This is a genomic window from Pseudomonas sp. SC11, assembly GCF_047039205.1.
Lineage (GTDB): Bacteria > Pseudomonadota > Gammaproteobacteria > Pseudomonadales > Pseudomonadaceae > Aquipseudomonas > Aquipseudomonas boreofloridensis.
Genome location: NZ_CP178183.1, coordinates 3,283,184 through 3,299,479, shown reverse-complemented (window position 1 = coordinate 3,299,479; position 16,296 = coordinate 3,283,184). Strand labels below are relative to the sequence as shown.

Here is a 16,296-nt window from a genome sequence, read left to right as displayed (position 1 = left end):
GCTACAGGGGCCGGTTTTGCTGGAGTGGGGCTCGGCAATAGGGTCGATAGGGCAGTGCACCCTGTTAGTCGCAGGGATAGGCCCTGCGAAGCGTGATCAGCTTGAGATAGGCATGCGGCAGGCTGGTACTGCTCAGCGGTAGGGCTCGCCAGTCGACGTCCACGCACAAGGCCTCCAGCGCCTGGTCGCCCCGCTGGCCGACCACTTGCGGTGCGAACCCGCGGCGGTAGCGCACGTGAGTGTCGGCGAACGGTTCGACCTGGTCTGCCCGCGCCAGCGTCAGGCGTGCCATGGCCGGCAACTGCGAAGGATTGACGGTGAAATGCAGTTGCCCGGGCTGGTTGAGGAAAAAACCGCTGCTGCGTACCCGTTGCCAGAGCATTTGCCATTGGCTTGAACCACTGTCGGCCTCCAGGAGCGCGCCCAGTTCGAGCAAGCGTTCGCGAGAAACCAGGGCAGTATCGATGGCATGAACGGGAGGGTGAACGATCAGCAGGGTGCTGAGGAGCAGGATGCGCGTCATGGGGGCTCCAAGGCGTGAAAGTAGCCGGGAGTCCATGGTTTCAGGCACGCTGCGCGCAGGTCAGCAGGAAATGTCTCGTCTGAAGGGGGGCAGATGTATCATAGGCGCGGCTCCCCAGGAGCCTCTTGTCCCAGATGTCCCAAGGAATTGCCGATGACACACATGCAGCGCTTCAAGTATTCGATTCTCACCATTGCGGTGATGATGGCGACGTTGTTCGGCCTGAGCCACTTGCAGAAGCAGGGTACGATCAGCGAGCAGACGTTCCAGTACCTGGCCATCGGCATCGCCGTGGTGGTGGTAGTGATCAACGGCATCATGCGGCGCAAGGTCAAGACCTGAGCCCGCTAGCCGGTCGCCTTCAGCGTCCGGCGCCTTGTTCGAGCACCGCGCGTGCCTCGGGCTGCAGGCTGTAGCACTTATCCGCGCCGAGGGTGATCACGCCCTCTCTGCACAGCCGCTTGAGCACTTCGCGCACGCTGAGAAACGACAGCGGAATATCCAACTGCTCCAGTTGCGCGTGCACGCCACGCACGCCGATGCTGCGCCCATGACGATCGGCCGCATGCAGGGCGTCGATGACCTTGAGGCGGATCAGGCTGGTGCGCAGGCCGTAGGCGCGCAACAGCTCGCGAATCTGCTCGTTGCTCACGCGCTCCGGTGTATCGGCGCTCGCCTCAGGTGTCGCGCGCTCCATCGGGCGATGTCGCTGCGGCTGTAGTGGCGGGTTGTACATGCGGATGCTCCTTTTCCTGATGGTCCTGAGATCTTGGGTGCCTGACTACTAAGACGAACCAGCAAAGCAGATCTGCAACGATCCAGATTAAAAAAGATGCCGCAGACCCCATGGCTTTCCGCCACCTTGCCTGTCTTACAAGACGCTTCGAACACCTGTACTGCGTAAAATTTTCATCCAGCGACTCGTCTGATCGGGATGATCCCCATTTTTCCTGGAGTGTCCGTGATCACACTATCGCGTCCCTTGTCGTGCCTGGCGGTGGCCTTGGCCCTGAGCAGTACGGCAGTCGTGGCCCTGGCGCGCGAAGGCGCAGGCGAGGCCTCGGCGCAGATCCGCCGTACCAACTTCGGCGTACCGCACATTCTGGCCAATGACGAACGCGGCCTGGGCTACGGTATCGGCTATGCCTACGCCCAGGACAACCTGTGCCTGCTGGCCAATGAAGTGCTCACCGTCAATGGTGAGCGCTCGAAGTTCTTCGGTGCCGAAGGCAAGACCGTCGAGCAGCGCGACAACCTCGACAGCGACCTGTTCTTCACCTGGCTCAATGACGGCGATACGGTGAAGGCTTTCCTTCAGGCGCAGTCCGGCGCCATCCGCGATCGTCTGCAAGGTTACGCGGCGGGTTACAACCGAGCGCTGGCCGAGCGCCGCCAACAGGGCTTGCCAGTGGAATGCGGGACGGGCGAGTGGCTCAGGCCGATCAGCGAGCTGGACCTGGTCAAGTTGACCCGCCGCCTGTTGGCCGAAGGGGGCATCGGTCAGTTCGCCGAAGCCCTGGTGGCAGCGACCCCGCCTTCTGTGTCGCACGTTTCGAGCACGCGCGACTTCGGCTGGGCATTGGCGCGCCAGCAGGCCTTCGCCAGCGAGCGGGGCAGCAACGCCATTGCCATCGGTGCCCAGCGCTCGGCCAACGGTCATGGCTTGCTGCTGGCCAACCCACATTTTCCTTGGATCGGCGGGCTGCGCTTCTACCAGATGCACCTGACCATTCCCGGCCAACTGGACGTCATGGGCGCCGCGCTGCCAGGCTTGCCGGTGATCAATATCGGCTTCAACCGGGACGTGGCGTGGACCCACACGGTGGACACCTCGAAGCATTTCACCCTCTACCGGCTGCAACTCGACCCCAAGGATGCCACCCGTTATCAGGTCGATGGCCAGTCGCTGCCCCTGCAGCAGCGCACGCTCAAGGTCGTGGTCAAGCGTGCGGATGGCACGCTCGAATCGGTGCAGCGCCAGATCCATGTGTCGCGCTTCGGTCCGGTGGTGCAGTGGCCCGGGCGCCTGGACTGGGATGGGCGCCACGCCTATGCCCTGCGCGATGCCAACCTCGACAACACGCGCGTGCTGGAGCAGTGGTACGGCATCAACAAGGCCAGTGGCATCGATGCCCTGAAGACCTCCGTGGCGTCTGTTCAGGGCATTCCCTGGGTCAATACGCTGGCGGTCGACGGCAGCGGCCGAGCGTTGTACTTGAATCAGTCGGTGGTGCCCTATGTCGATCAGGCGCTGCTGGCCCAGTGCAGCGATGCGGCGCAAGCCGGCCCGCTGGTCGTACTGGACGGTTCGCGTAGCGCGTGCGATTGGAAGATCGACCCGGCCGCTGCCCAGCCGGGCATTTTCCCCGCGCACCTGCAACCGAGTCTGGAGCGCGCTGATTTCGTGCAGAATTCCAACGACTCCGCCTGGCAGGTGAACCCGGCCCAGCCATTGACCGGGTTCTCGCCGCTGATCAGTCGTCAGGATCAGCCGCTGGGTCAGCGCAGCCGATTTGCCCTGGAACGCCTGCAGGGGCGTGGCAAGCTCGATGCGCAGGCGTTGCGTGGCCTGGTTTTCGACGATGAGGTGTACCTGGCCACTCAGGAATTGCCTGCGTTACTGCGCTGGTGCGAAGGCGCGCAAGCCGATGTGCAGGCCGTGTGCACGAGTCTTCGAGCGTGGGATGGCAAGGCGAGGGCCGACAGCGGCTTGGGGCTGGTGCATTTCGCCAATATCCTGCAAGCGCTGGCCGACCAGCCGCAGGTCTGGCGCGTGGCGTTCGATCCTGCCGATCCTCAGCACACGCCGCGTGGCCTGGCGGTCGAGCAACTGGCGGTACGCAGATTGCTGCATGACGCGGCGCTGGCATCGATGACGCAGGTGCACGAACAAGGGCTGGACAATACGCTGCGTTGGGGGCAAGTGCAGCAGGCGGCGGACGGTACACCGGTGCCGGGCGGGCCACAGGCACTGGGGGTGTACAACGCCATGGTCAGTGTGCCGATGGGCCCGGGCAAGCGTCTGGTGGTCAGCGGCACCAGTTACCTGCAGGTCGTCAGCTTCACCGATCAGGGGCCGCAGGCCGAGGGCTTGCTGGTGTTTTCGCAATCGAGCGAGTCGGCGTCAGCGCACGCATTCGATCAGACCCACGCCTTCGCTGCCGGGCAACTGGCACCGATACCGTTCACCGACGCGCAGATAAAGGCGGATCCGCACTACCGTGAATACCGAATAGGTGAGCGTGATGAGCCTGTGTCGGAGGCGACAACCCGCTAGACCCAGCCGATGACCCTGAGCAAGTACCTCAGGGTCTTCACGACTCAGGTGAACTCGAACGGGGCCAGTTGCATGCCCTGGTCATCGACCTGCAGCGCCCAGCCGCGGCGATCCCAGTCGCCGAGCACGATGCGCCGGGCAGGCTGCCCGTCGACCAGCAACTTGTGCAGGGCAGGGCGGTGGGTGTGGCCGTGAACCAGGGTGCGCACGCCATGCTCGGCCATCACGCGAGGGACTTCCTCCGGCGTGACGTCGACGATCTCGGTGTTCTTCATGCGCGTCTGCGTCTGGCTCTCGCTGCGAAGCTTGCGTGCCAGCTTCTGCCGCAGGGTCAGTGGCAGGTGCCGCAGCAGCCAGAGGCTCAGCGGATTGCGCAGATAGCGGCGCAACTTCATATAGCCCACGTCCCGCGTGCACAGCGTATCGCCATGCATCAGCAGCACCGGTTCGCCGTCAAGCTCGACCACGCTCGGGTCGGCCAGCAATGTGCAGCCGGCCGCGCGGCAGAAGGCTTGGCCGATGAGAAAGTCGCGGTTGCCGTGCATGAGGTAGATCGCCGTGCCGCTGTTGGCCAGCGTGCGCAGGGCCTGACAGATCGAAAGCTGGAAGGGCGTCATGGCGTCGTCGCCGATCCAGGCCTCGAAAAAGTCGCCCAGGATGTACAGCGCCTGGGCCTGCCGTGCGCGACCGTCGAGCAGATCGAGAAACGCCCGGGTAATGTCCGGGCGTTCTTCTTGCAGGTGCAGATCGGAGATCAGCAGGATCACTCAACGATCTCGGCTTTCTCGATGATCACGTCCTCGCTCGGGACGTCCTGGTGGCCGGCCTTGGAACCGGTTTTCACGCCTTTGATCGCGTCGACCACTTCGCGGCCCTCGATCACTTCACCGAACACCGCGTAACCCCACCCTTGCACGTTCTTGCCGCTGTGGTTGAGGAAATCGTTGTCGGACACGTTGATGAAGAACTGCGCGGAAGCCGAATGCGGCTCCATGGTGCGGGCCATGGCGATGCTGTACTTGGTGTTCTTCAGGCCGTTGTCGGCTTCGTTCTGGATCGAAGCACGGGTCGATTTCTGCTTCATGGTCGTGTCGAAACCGCCGCCCTGGATCATGAAGTTGTTGATCACGCGGTGGAAGACGGTGCCGTCGTAGTGACCGTCCTTGACGTACTGAACGAAGTTTTCCGTGGTCTTCGGTGCTTTTTCCGCGTTCAGTTGCAGGACGATGTCGCCGTGGTTGGTGGTCAGTTTGACTTGGGTCATGCTGAAACTCGCTCTTTCAAGGCATTGGGGAATAGGGGTATGCAGCGTGCTTGCACGAACTGACGCGGCACGAAGCTGTGACGGCACAAGGTGTGCAGGGTTCGATCTGGCCGGCGACGCGCGGGCATCACGATAAATCGCGCCAGTTTGTCCGTGCCCGGCTGTCAGCGGCTTGACTGCTTCGGCTATGATAGGCGTTTTGATTCAATCGGCCTACCCGGACCGGACATCTGCATTCAAGGATCCTATGAGCAAGCCCACCGACAACGCGACCAACGCCGCTGCCAAAGGCGCCCCCGCCGTCCCTGCGAACTTCCTGCGACCGATCGTCCAGGCCGATCTGGATTCGGGCAAGCACAGCAGCATCGTCACCCGCTTCCCGCCGGAGCCCAACGGTTACCTGCACATCGGCCACGCCAAGTCGATCTGCGTCAACTTTGGCCTGGCCCAGGAGTTCGGTGGCGCCTGCCACTTGCGTTTCGACGACACCAACCCGGCCAAGGAAGACCAGGAGTACATCGACGCGATTCAGCGGGACGTCAAGTGGCTGGGCTTCGAGTGGACCGGTCCGGTGCGCTTTGCCTCCGACTATTTCGAGCAGTTGCACGACTGGGCGGTCGAGCTGATCAAGCGCGGCAAGGCGTATGTCTGCGACCTCACGCCCGAGCAAGCCAAAGAGTATCGCGGTAACCTCACTGAACCGGGCAAGAACAGCCCGTTCCGCGAGCGCAGCGTGGAAGAGAACCTGGACCTGTTCGCACGCATGAAGGCGGGCGAGTTCAAGGATGGCGAGCGTGTGCTGCGCGCCAAGATCGACATGGCGTCGCCGAACATGAACCTGCGCGACCCGATCCTGTACCGCATCCGTCATGCCCACCACCACCAGACCGGCGACACCTGGTGCATCTACCCCAACTACGACTTCACCCACGGTCAGTCGGATGCCATCGAAGGCATTACTCACTCGATCTGCACCCTCGAATTCGAAGGCCATCGCCCGCTGTACGACTGGTTCCTGGACAACCTGCCGGTGCCGGCGCACCCGCGCCAGTACGAGTTCAGCCGCCTGAACCTGAACTACACCATCACCTCCAAGCGCAAGCTCAAGCAACTGGTGGACGAGCAGCACGTCGACGGCTGGGACGACCCGCGCATGTCCACGCTGTCCGGCTACCGCCGTCGTGGCTACACCCCCGCATCCATTCGCAACTTCTGCGAGATGGTCGGTACCAACCGCTCCGACGGCGTGGTCGACATGTCGATGCTCGAATTCAGCATCCGTGACGACCTTGACCGCGCCGCGCCGCGTGCCATGTGCGTGCTGCGTCCGCTCAAGGTGGTCATCACCAACTACCCCGAGGGCCAGGTCGAGCAACTCGAACTGCCGCGCCATCCCAAGGAAGACATGGGCGTGCGCGTGCTGCCGTTCGCCCGAGAGCTGTACATCGACCGCGACGACTTCATGGAAGCGCCGCCCAAAGGCTACAAGCGCCTGGAACCGGCCGGTGAGGTGCGTCTGCGCGGCAGCTACGTGATCCGCGCCGACGAAGCGATCAAGGACGCCGACGGCAACGTCGTCGAGCTGCGCTGCTCGTACGATCCGGACACCCTGGGCAAGAACCCCGAAGGTCGCAAGGTCAAGGGTGTGATCCACTGGGTGCCGGTCGAAGGCAGCGTGGAGTGCGACGTGCGCCTGTACGACCGCCTGTTCCGCTCGCCCAACCCGGAGAAGACCGAGGAGGGCGGCAGCTTCCTGGACAACATCAATCCGCAATCGCTGCAGGTGCTGACCGGTTGTCGTGCCGAGCCTTCGCTGGGCCACGCCCAGCCTGAAGACCGCTTCCAGTTCGAGCGCGAAGGCTACTTCTGCGCCGACCTGAAAGACAGCCAGCCAGGACGTCCGGTGTTCAACCGCACTGTGACCCTGCGCGATTCGTGGGGCAGCTGAGGAACCTTCGTGCTTACCATCTACAACACCCTGAGCAAGACCAAGGAAGCGTTCAAACCCCTGGACGGCAACAACGTGCGTATGTACGTCTGCGGCATGACCGTGTACGACTACTGCCACCTGGGTCACGGTCGCAGCATGGTGGCCTTCGACCTGATCACCCGCTGGCTGCGCAAGAGCGGGTACGCGCTCACGTACGTGCGCAACATCACCGACATCGACGACAAGATCATCAACCGCGCCAATGAAAACGGCGAGGCGTTCGAGGCACTGACCGCGCGCATGATCGATGCCATGCACGAAGACGAGCGTCGTCTGAACATCCTGCCGCCGGATCAGGAACCGCGCGCCACCGATCACATCGCTGGCATGCACGCGATGATCCAGACCCTGATCGACAAGGGCTATGCCTACGCACCGGGCAATGGCGACGTGTACTACCGGGTCGGCAAGTTCGTCGGCTACGGCAAGCTGTCGCGGCGCAAGATCGAAGACCTGCGTATCGGCGCCCGCATCGAAGTCGACGAGGCCAAGCAAGACCCGCTGGACTTCGTGCTGTGGAAGGGCGCCAAGCCCGGCGAGCCGAGTTGGGAGTCGCCGTGGGGGGCAGGTCGTCCGGGCTGGCACATCGAGTGCTCGGTGATGTCCACCTGCTGCCTGGGCGAAAGCTTCGACATCCACGGTGGCGGCAGCGACCTGGAGTTCCCGCACCACGAGAACGAGATCGCCCAGAGCGAGGCCGCGACCGGCAAGCCTTATGCGGCGGCGTGGATGCACTGCGGCATGATTCGCATCAATGGCGAGAAGATGTCCAAGTCGTTGAACAACTTCTTCACCATTCGCGACGTCTTGCACAAGTATCACCCGGAAGTGGTGCGCTACCTGCTGGTCGCCAGCCATTACCGCAGCGCCATCAACTACTCCGAAGACAGCCTGCGCGATGCCAAGGGTGCATTGGAGCGCTTCTACAACGCCTTGCGCGGCCTGCCACGGGTCGAGGCCAAGGGGGGCGAAGCCTTCGTCGAGCGTTTCGCCGTGGCGATGAACGACGACTTCGGTACCCCCGAAGCCTGCGCCGTGCTGTTCGACCTGGTGCGTGAAATCAACCGTCTGCGCGAAGCCGACCCTGCGGCCGCCGCTGGGCTGGCCGGTCGTCTGCGTGAGCTGGGCGACGTGCTGGGCGTGTTGCAGCTGGAGGCCGACGACTTCCTGCGCGCTGGTGCCGAAGGCAAGGTCGATGCTGCCGAGGTCGAAGCGTTGATCCAGGCGCGCCTGCAGGCGCGCACGGACAAGAACTGGGGCGAGTCGGACCGCATTCGCGACCAGCTCACCGCCATGGGCGTGGTTTTGGAAGACAGCAAGGGCACCACCACCTGGCGCCTGGCCGACTGAGTCGCGCTGCGGGCGTTTAGCCTGCGACCGATGTAAAAAAAACGGGGCGTCCCAGCCAATGGGACGCCCCGTTTTCATTGCGCCGCCGAGCGTCAGGCGACCTTGACGATCCAGCCTGCCGGCGCTTCCACGTCACCGCTCTGGATGCCGGTCAGCTCGTGGTACAGCTTCTGGGTGACCGGGCCGACCTTCTCCAGGTCGTGGAAGACGTGCAGCTTGCCGTTGTACTCGATACCGCCGATCGGCGTGATGACCGCCGCCGTGCCGCAGGCACCGGCTTCGATGAAGCGATCGAGCTTGGCGATTTCCACGTCGCCTTCGACGACAGTCAGGCCCAGGCGCGATTGCGCCAACTCCATCAAGGACAGGCGGGTGATGCCCGGCAGCACCGAGGCGGATTTGGGCGTGACGAATTCGTTGTTGGCGGTGATGCCGAAGAAGTTCGCCGAGCCGACCTCTTCGATCTTGCTGTGGGTCAACGGGTCCAGGTAGATGGCGTCGGCGAAGTTGGCCTTCTTGGCCTCGGCACCTGGCTGCAGGCTGGCCGCGTAGTTGCCGCCGACCTTGGCCGCACCGGTGCCTTGCGGGGCCGCGCGGTCGAAGCTGGAGATCTGGAAGTTGTGCGGCTTCATGCCACCTTTAAAGTAGGAGCCAACCGGGATGGCGAACACCGAGAAGATGAACTCCGGCGCGGTGCGCACGCCAATGTTGTCACCGGTGCCGATCACGAACGGGCGCAGGTACAGCGCACCTTTGCCGTGCGGCGGGATGAATTTCTCGTTGGCCTTGACCACCTGCTTGCAGGCTTCGATGAACATGTCGGTGGGCACGTGCGGCATCAGCAGACGCGCGCAGCTGCGCTGCATGCGAGCGGCGTTCTGGTCGGGACGGAACAGGTTGATCGAGCCGTCCTTGCAGCGGTAGGCTTTCAACCCCTCGAAGCACTGCTGGCCGTAGTGCAGGGCCGTCGAGCCTTCGCTGATGTGCAGCACGTTGTCTTCGGTCAGGGTGCCGTTGTCCCACTTGCCGTCGCGCCACACGGACAGGAAGCGCTTGTCGGTCTTGATGTAGTCGAAGCCCAGCTTGTCCCAGTTGATCTCGTTGCTCATGACACCCTCTATCGTCTTGCAATGGCCCGATCGGTCGGGCTGCTTCTGAATGCGCACCTCGCCACGATAATACATCCGCGAGGGATGGGAAACGTTCAGTCACCAATTGCGCTTTACGGCTGCTCGTCGATCTGCTCGCAGAACCGCAGGCGGTTGCCGAACGGGTCATGGATCTGCATCTGCAGGCCCCAGTCCACACGCTCGGCTTCACGTTAGATTGGCTCGCGACCAGCCATGCAGCCAGGCCGCGAGCTCGACATAAGTACCACCGGCTGCTGACCGGAGCTGGCTCCATGCACGTCTATCCCGCACTGGAGCTGCCCATGGCTTTCGATACCCTTTCCGACGACTCGGTCGACACGCTCATCGCCGAGCGTCTACCCACCTGGCTCAAGGGCGCGACCCCCGAGCAATTGCCGGCCGTGCATCAGGCGTTGGTTGCCCAACAGCGTGCCCAACACGCGGTACAGACATTACTCGCGCAGATCCAACCGCTGGATCAATTCGCCGCGCCTCTGCTCAGCGAAGCCCTGGAAACACTGCTGCAACAGCCGCTCGACGTACGAGGCAGCGTATTGCGTCGGCAGGTGTTGATCCGCAGTCCTTCCGGGGTCGGCTGGGTGCCGGACGGCATCGTGCCGCGCATTTTCACCCAAAGCCTGTTGGCCTGTGCGTTGCACAATTTCGAGCGTGAAGAAACCGCCAAGGCGGCGTGGCGGGACAGCTCGGTGCTGCTCGACGCCCAAGGCAACGCCATCGCCTTGCAGCCTCGCGCGTTCGCCGGCGTCTGTCGAACGCTGGATCTGGGTGGGCGCTACCAGCAACACCTGAAAACGGTGCTCATGGCAGACGACGCTCGGCGGCGAGCCAGCGAGGCCGTGCTGGAAACCGGATGGCGTACTGGCCTGGAGGCGGCACTGTGGGTGGCCCGGCTCAAGGGCGACATTGATGAATCGGTCCACACCGAGGTGCAGCAGGCGCTCGCCGACTCAACGCCGAGCCCGATCACGGCCATGGATATCCGTGTGCTGGGCCATCGGTTGCAGGGCGTCGTGGTGTTCCAGAGGTGCCGTGCTTCGGACACGACGGATCCTGGACTGGTCGTATGGATCCCCGACGATCCCCTGGCGCCACTGAGCACGCATGCCTCTTGGGATGCACTGTTCATGACCTTGGGCCAGCGTTTGCGCGAAGTCGGTTATCAGCGCTTCTTCCAACGTTTCGTCAGCGAACAGGACCGCGTGCCGTTCGCCCGGACCTTGGCCCGACTCATCGAAGGTGCCGCGGCACAGGACGCGTTGCCGCTCGACGGGCGAAGCGAACCGGTGACCGGCGCGTTGTGCGCACACCTGCGCCGGGTACAGGTCGACACGCTTTTGGCTGACGCACAGGTGCTGGCCGTGCCCACCAGTGTGGTCGATTGCGCCGAGCGCGACCGGCGTCTGCGCTGGCTCAAGGGGCTGGGCCTGGACCTGCTGGGATTGGCCAGCTTCTATGTGCCCCAACTGGGCTTGCCGCTGCTGGCCATCGCTGCCGCGCAAATGGTCGACGAGGTCTTCGAGGGCTATCGCGACTGGGAACTGGGCGACCGTGAGGCGGCCTTGGGGCATGTGCTGGGTGTTGCGCTGAACGTCACCGGGCTGGCGCTCGGCGCGGGTGTCGAGGCCGCCGTGGGCGGATTCGCCCGCAGCCGCCTGGTCGATGATCTGGCACCGACCCGGGCGTCCGACGGCCAGTGGCGATTGATCGATCCGCGTCTGCCGGGCTATGCCGTGTCCGAACACCCCCTCGCGCACGGTCAGCGCAGCCTGGTCGAGGGTGTCGGCCATGTGGGTATCGAAGGCCAGACCTTCAGGCTGCAAGGGGGTGTCGAAGCACGGGTGCTGGTCCACCCGCAGCGGCCTGAGGCTGCGCTGATCAGGCTGGAGGACAACGCCGATGGCGGATTGCGCCATGCGCTGGAGCCGGTGGCCCATTGGTCGGGATCCGGTCGACTGCTGCGTCGTCTGGGCGCCGGCTTCAGCCAGGTCAGTGACGAAACGGCCGACGCGCTGCTGCGCAGTCTTGGGATGAACGCAGCGCAGGTGCGGCGCTTGCACCTGGAAAACGCACCGGCCCCGGCGCGGCTCTACGATGCGGCCCAACGCTACCGCCTGCATCAGTGGTATCCGAAACTGCGCGACGAGGGTTTCGAGGCCCATGTCCGGCAGACCCAGGCCACCGCCCCCCGCGCTGCGCAGCCATTGCAGCGGGACTTTCCGACGCTGTCCAGTCGAGCGGCGAGCGCGATCCTGGCCGAGGCAACGGGCGAGCAGGTGGACATTCTGCTCGAACAGGGTCGGGTCCCGCTGGCGCTGGCCGAGAGGGCTCGCGGGAACCTGCGCGACAGTCGGCTGGACAGGGCGTGCGCGGGTTTCGAGCAAGCCGCTGCGGTAAATGCGGACACCGAGCGACTGGCGCTGGGCCTTATCGGCCAGTGGTCCAACTGGCCGAGTGGGGTACGGGTGGAGGTGCGCGACACTCACGCCGCAGGCCTACTGCGCGCGCAGACAAGCCAGGGTCCAACGGTCGAGACGCGACAGTTATGGCGAGGGCGACAAGGCTATCTGGCGGTAGGCCAGGGCGGGATCGCAGTGCCAGGTGCCCAGGCCAGCGACGATCTGTTTCAGGCGCTGTTGTGGTTGATGGATGCAGACCAGCGATCTTCCCTGGGTCTGGCGGGTGAGTCTGGCGCCGGACTGGCCAACGCGTTGGCCGATCGTGCCTGCGCCGACCGCGATCTGGCGGCCGCTCTGATCGGCCTGCAGCCTTCAGATCGTGGTATTCGTGCGCCCTGGCGGCTGGGTGATGGTCGCCTGGGCTACCCGTTGAGCGGGCGTGCGCCACATTCGCGTGGCGCGCTGATACGTGGCTACCAACAGATCTTTCCAACCCTGAGCGACATTCAGGTGGAGGCGTACCTGGACAGCGTACGTCGGCGTGGCGAGCGGCCTTGGCAGCACCTGAGAGGGTTGAGCGAGCAACTCGAGCAGCTCACCGAACACCTGGTCGCATGGCGCCGCGAGGCCGCTCAACCGGCACTGGTCGAGCGCCGGCGCCTGGCTGCACGGCGCATTCGCCATTGCTGGCGGCGCAAGCGTGCAGATGCTGACGGCGAATATCGTCTGGTCATCGATAGCGAGCGACTCGACAGCTTGCCGGTGCTTGCGGCAGGGATCAGCTTCGAGCATGTCAGCGCATTGACCTTGCGCCGTCTGCACCTGCGCAGCGTGCCCGCCGATTTCCTGCCGCGATTCGTCAATCTGCGCAGGTTGGACCTGGGTCACAACCTGCTGGAGTGCATTCCTGAGGGGATAGAGTCGCTGACCCAGCTCACCCGGTTGAACCTGGTGGGCAACCACATCGTGCTCGACGAACCTGGCATGGCTCGACTCAGTCGTTTGACTCGACTGCGTGAACTGGAGATGGCGCACAATCCCCTGACACGGGTGCCGCCGATCGCCTGCATGCCCGACCTGCGGCGCTTGTCGCTGCGCGACACCGGCCTTACCGAGTTGCCCGTCGAGGCCTACATGCATTGGTCGTTGGAAGACATCGACCTGCGTGACAATCGCCTCGACGAGCTGAGCCCGACGCTGATGCATTCCCGGCGGCGCCTGGCGCATCTGAGCCTGCATGACAATCCGCTGCCCGAAGCGACGCAAACGGCGGCGCGGGCTGTCTTGAGTCCTGAAGCGCATGGGGTGTTACCGACACGTCGTCACGGCGCCGGTGGGCAGGAATCGCTCGAGCGCTGGCTGGACGGCTCCACTGACGCCGAGCGGGAGGTGCGCACGGAACACTGGTCGGCACTGGCACAGGCGTCCGGCAGTGGCGATCTGATGCGCTTTCTAGAAGACCTGGGCCGCTCGCAAGACTACGATTTTCAAGGCATGGACCTGCGTCGGCGGGTGTGGCAGATGATTGCCGTCTGCGCAGAGGACGCTGAGGTGCGCGAGGCCGTGTTCCAGCAAGCCGCAGGGCCGCGCACATGCTCTGACCAGATGCTGCTGATCCTCAGCCTGCTCGAAGTGCGGGTGTTGGTCACGGTGCGCACTGCCGGCTTGGACACTGCCGGGCAGGCCGGCGCGCTGGTGCAGTTGGGCCGTGAATTGTATCGCCTGGATGAGGTGGACCGTCTGGCCAGCGAGCACATCGTTTCGGCGCGCGCGCGCGATCCCTACGGCGTTCACGACGAGGTCGAGACGTATCTGGCCTACCGCGCCGGGTTGGTCGGCCCGCTGGGCCTGCCAGCGCAGTCGCGCTACATGCACCACCGGCTGTTCTCCGACGTGAGCGAAACGCGCCTGCGACAGGCGGCGCAGACGATTCTGGCGGCCGAAAGCGATGCGCGGATCGCGGACTCGCTGGTGAACAGAGCGTTCTGGCAGGCCTTCTTGCACGACAGCGAACCGCAACTGTTCGAAGCGCTGAACGCGCCTTATCACGAGCGCCTGGAAATCCTGATGGAGCAGGCCGGTGAGTCACCGGAGCAGGCCACGCTCGCGGCCATCGATGCGCTGGCCGAAGCCCGCGCGCAGGGCGAGCGATCGATGATCCTGGCGCGAACCCAGCGCTTGCTGCAGCTGCATCCCTGGAGAGCGATGGCGCGTCCCACCGATGGCTGAAACCTTTCTGCTTCTGCTCATGGCGGGGACAAAAATTCATCAAGCGTGGAATTATTTAGTGTCCATTTGTATCTGACCCCATAGGGCCCGTTGCCACCATCTTCATGGGTAGCGGGCCGAATCACCGTTCGCCCGCCCGATCTGCCCCCTGGGACAGCGGATTGTCATGACAGGTCAGCTACAGAGTATTCGCTTATGAAATCACGCAAGAGAGTCAAGCCGATCGGCTTGAAGGACATCACCATCGTCGACGACGCCAAGATGCGCAAGGCCATCACCGCTGCGGCGCTGGGCAATGCCATGGAGTGGTTCGACTTCGGTGTCTACGGCTTCGTCGCCTATGCACTGGGTAAAGTGTTCTTCCCCAATGCCTCGCCGAGCGTGCAGATGATCGCTGCCCTGGCGACCTTCTCGGTACCGTTCCTGATCCGCCCGCTGGGCGGGTTGTTCTTCGGTGCGCTGGGTGACCGCTATGGCCGTCAGAAAGTCTTGGCGGCAACCATCGTCATCATGTCGTTGAGCACCTTCGCCATCGGCCTCATACCGTCCTATGCCTCCATTGGCATCTGGGCGCCGATACTCCTGTTGCTGGCGAAGATGGCCCAGGGTTTCTCCGTGGGGGGCGAGTATACCGGTGCCTCGATCTTCGTCGCCGAGTATGCGCCGGATCGCAAGCGCGGATTCCTCGGCAGTTGGCTGGACTTCGGCTCGATTGCCGGTTTCGTGCTCGGCGCCGGCATGGTGGTCATGATCTCGGCCATCGTCGGCGAGGAGAAATTCCTCGACTGGGGCTGGCGACTGCCGTTCCTGGTGGCCTTGCCGCTGGGCATCATCGGCCTCTACCTGCGCCATGCGCTGGAAGAAACGCCAGCGTTTCAGCAGCACGTCGACAAGCTCGAGCAGGGTGACCGCGAAGGCCTGGCCGGTGGTCCCAAGGTTTCGTTCAAGGAGGTGGCCACCAAGCACTGGCGCAGCCTGCTGACCTGCATCGGTGTGGTGATCGCGACCAACGTCACCTACTACATGCTGCTCACCTACATGCCCAGCTACCTGTCGCACAACCTGCACTACAGCGAAGACCACGGGGTGTTGATCATCATCGCGATCATGGTCGGCATGCTGTTCGTGCAGCCGGTGATCGGTTTCCTCAGCGACAAGGTCGGTCGTCGGCCCTTCATCCTGGTGGGCAGCATCGGCCTGTTCGTGCTGGCCATCCCGGCGTTCGCGCTGATCAACAGCGGCAGCCTCGGGGTAATCTTTGCCGGTCTGTTGATGTTGGCGATTCTGCTCAACTTCTTCATTGGCGTGATGGCATCGACGCTTCCAGCGATGTTCCCGACGCACATCCGCTACAGCGCCCTGGCCAGTGCCTTCAACATCTCGGTGCTGATCGCCGGCCTGACGCCGACCATCGCGGCTTGGTTGGTGGAGACCACCGACAATCTGTACATGCCGGCGTACTATCTGATGGTGATCGCCGTGATTGGCCTGATCACCGGCCTGACCATGAAGGAAACCGCCAACAAGCCGCTGCGCGGCGCTGCACCTGCCGCTTCGGATCTGGAAGAGGCCAAGGAGCTGTTGCAGGAGCACCACGACACCATCGAGCAGAAGATCGAGGACATCGACGAGCAGATCGCCGAACTCGAGAGCAAGCGCAAGCTACTGGTGCAGCAGCACCCGCGTATCGATTGAGTAACGTGTTCAAGGAGCAGGCAGTGCCTGCTCCCCAAGAAAATCCCGGTTTCCGAGGCGATCCTGCAAGGCGCTGAGGATCCGGGATTTTTTTCGCCTGTCACCTACGTGATCGATGAGCCTTGACGCTGTTCCAGCAGCGCCCGGGCCATGTTCAGCATATGCATCAGGGCGAACAACACCTCTCGGGTGGTGCCCTGCTGATGATTGCCGGTTTCCTGGGCGGTGGCGGCAGCGCAGCGCAACAGGGCCATGGCATGGGCACTGGCCTGCTCGGACGACACGTCTTCGCGCACGGTCCAGGGCAGCACGTCGATGCTGGCGTGGGGCGGGGTAGGGTTGAGGTAGTAGTCGAGAGCGCGGCGTGCCGCTTCGCCGTCCAAATCCTTTTCTGGATGTGTCATTGGTTTCATCCTGTTAC

The 16,296-nt window shown here is 63.7% G+C and carries 12 protein-coding genes and 1 pseudogene; 6 read left to right on the top strand and 7 right to left on the bottom strand.

The window, feature by feature from the left end; all coding sequences use genetic code 11:
* Positions 1-64: 64 nt before the first annotated feature.
* Positions 65-523 carry a hypothetical protein gene (locus tag ACK2SD_RS14590; protein WP_412460136.1) on the bottom strand — a complete coding sequence of 153 codons (459 nt, stop codon included), beginning with the start codon at positions 521-523 and terminating at the stop codon, positions 65-67.
* Positions 524-676: 153 nt separating this feature from the next.
* Here ACK2SD_RS14590 and ACK2SD_RS14585 point away from each other — a divergent pair, with 153 nt between their 5' ends.
* On the top strand, positions 677-865 hold the full coding sequence (locus ACK2SD_RS14585; protein WP_029614693.1) for a hypothetical protein: 189 nt from the start codon (positions 677-679) through the stop codon (positions 863-865).
* A 19-nt stretch (positions 866-884) separates the two neighbouring features.
* Here the strand turns inward: ACK2SD_RS14585 and ACK2SD_RS14580 are convergent, their stop codons facing one another.
* The gene (locus ACK2SD_RS14580) at positions 885-1,220 is read right to left on the bottom strand and encodes a fe2+ zn2+ uptake regulation protein (RefSeq protein WP_412462320.1); all 336 of its coding nucleotides are present in this window, start codon (positions 1,218-1,220) and stop codon (positions 885-887) included.
* Between the two features lie 237 nt (positions 1,221-1,457).
* Between ACK2SD_RS14580 and ACK2SD_RS14575 the strand changes: the two genes are divergently transcribed.
* Positions 1,458-3,800, top strand: a complete 2,343-nt coding sequence (locus tag ACK2SD_RS14575; protein WP_412460135.1) for an acylase — start codon at positions 1,458-1,460, stop codon at positions 3,798-3,800.
* A gap of 44 nt (positions 3,801-3,844) precedes the next feature.
* On the opposite strand, the gene lpxH is transcribed toward ACK2SD_RS14575, so the two are convergent.
* Together lpxH and ACK2SD_RS14565 are read right to left on the bottom strand one after the other, a co-directional pair.
* Positions 3,845-4,567, bottom strand: a complete 723-nt coding sequence (gene lpxH, locus ACK2SD_RS14570) for a UDP-2,3-diacylglucosamine diphosphatase (protein ID WP_039577204.1) — start codon at positions 4,565-4,567, stop codon at positions 3,845-3,847.
* The gene (locus ACK2SD_RS14565; RefSeq protein WP_412460134.1) at positions 4,564-5,064 is read right to left on the bottom strand and encodes a peptidylprolyl isomerase; all 501 of its coding nucleotides are present in this window, start codon (positions 5,062-5,064) and stop codon (positions 4,564-4,566) included. The genes lpxH and ACK2SD_RS14565 overlap by 4 nt, the downstream gene beginning before the upstream one ends.
* A gap of 247 nt (positions 5,065-5,311) precedes the next feature.
* Here ACK2SD_RS14565 and ACK2SD_RS14560 point away from each other — a divergent pair, with 247 nt between their 5' ends.
* Both ACK2SD_RS14560 and cysS read left to right on the top strand, forming a co-directional pair.
* Positions 5,312-7,012 (top strand): glutamine--tRNA ligase/YqeY domain fusion protein, encoded by a 1,701-nt coding sequence (locus tag ACK2SD_RS14560; RefSeq protein ID WP_039577206.1) that lies wholly within the window; start codon positions 5,312-5,314, stop codon positions 7,010-7,012.
* Positions 7,013-7,021: 9 nt separating this feature from the next.
* A complete protein-coding gene (gene cysS, locus ACK2SD_RS14555) occupies positions 7,022-8,404 on the top strand; it encodes a cysteine--tRNA ligase (protein ID WP_412460133.1) in 1,383 nt (460 codons plus the stop codon).
* A 92-nt stretch (positions 8,405-8,496) separates the two neighbouring features.
* On the opposite strand, the gene ACK2SD_RS14550 is transcribed toward cysS, so the two are convergent.
* Complete coding sequence (locus ACK2SD_RS14550) at positions 8,497-9,513, bottom strand: branched-chain amino acid aminotransferase (protein ID WP_029614697.1); 1,017 nt, start codon at positions 9,511-9,513, stop codon at positions 8,497-8,499.
* 113 nt (positions 9,514-9,626) lie between these two features.
* Positions 9,627-9,722: pseudogene (locus ACK2SD_RS14545) on the bottom strand (glyoxalase superfamily protein); the annotation flags it as partial.
* 84 nt (positions 9,723-9,806) lie between these two features.
* Here ACK2SD_RS14545 and ACK2SD_RS14540 point away from each other — a divergent pair.
* Together ACK2SD_RS14540 and proP are read left to right on the top strand one after the other, a co-directional pair.
* Complete coding sequence (locus tag ACK2SD_RS14540; RefSeq protein ID WP_412460132.1) at positions 9,807-14,180, top strand: NEL-type E3 ubiquitin ligase domain-containing protein; 4,374 nt, start codon at positions 9,807-9,809, stop codon at positions 14,178-14,180.
* 195 nt (positions 14,181-14,375) lie between these two features.
* Entirely contained in the window at positions 14,376-15,875 is a 1,500-nt protein-coding gene (gene proP, locus ACK2SD_RS14535) for a glycine betaine/L-proline transporter ProP (protein ID WP_295488206.1), read from the top strand.
* A 104-nt stretch (positions 15,876-15,979) separates the two neighbouring features.
* Here proP and ACK2SD_RS14530 read toward each other — a convergent pair whose 3' ends face one another.
* Positions 15,980-16,288, bottom strand: a complete 309-nt coding sequence (locus ACK2SD_RS14530; protein WP_029614090.1) for a DUF6124 family protein — start codon at positions 16,286-16,288, stop codon at positions 15,980-15,982.
* Positions 16,289-16,296 lie beyond the last annotated feature (8 nt).

Bases quoted from the DNA above. Each gene is read 5' to 3' on its own strand.
- ACK2SD_RS14590 (WP_412460136.1), bottom strand. From the start codon at position 523: ATGACGCGCATCCTGCTCCTCAGCACCCTGCTGATCGTTCACCCTCCC.
- ACK2SD_RS14585 (WP_029614693.1), top strand. From the start codon at position 677: ATGACACACATGCAGCGCTTCAAGTATTCGATTCTCACCATTGCGGTG.
- ACK2SD_RS14580 (WP_412462320.1), bottom strand. From the start codon at position 1,220: ATGGAGCGCGCGACACCTGAGGCGAGCGCCGATACACCGGAGCGCGTG.
- ACK2SD_RS14575 (WP_412460135.1), top strand. From the start codon at position 1,458: ATGATCCCCATTTTTCCTGGAGTGTCCGTGATCACACTATCGCGTCCC.
- ACK2SD_RS14565 (WP_412460134.1), bottom strand. From the start codon at position 5,064: ATGACCCAAGTCAAACTGACCACCAACCACGGCGACATCGTCCTGCAA.
- ACK2SD_RS14560 (WP_039577206.1), top strand. From the start codon at position 5,312: ATGAGCAAGCCCACCGACAACGCGACCAACGCCGCTGCCAAAGGCGCC.
- ACK2SD_RS14550 (WP_029614697.1), bottom strand. From the start codon at position 9,513: ATGAGCAACGAGATCAACTGGGACAAGCTGGGCTTCGACTACATCAAG.
- ACK2SD_RS14540 (WP_412460132.1), top strand. From the start codon at position 9,807: ATGCACGTCTATCCCGCACTGGAGCTGCCCATGGCTTTCGATACCCTT.
- proP (WP_295488206.1), top strand. From the start codon at position 14,376: ATGAAATCACGCAAGAGAGTCAAGCCGATCGGCTTGAAGGACATCACC.
- ACK2SD_RS14530 (WP_029614090.1), bottom strand. From the start codon at position 16,288: ATGAAACCAATGACACATCCAGAAAAGGATTTGGACGGCGAAGCGGCA.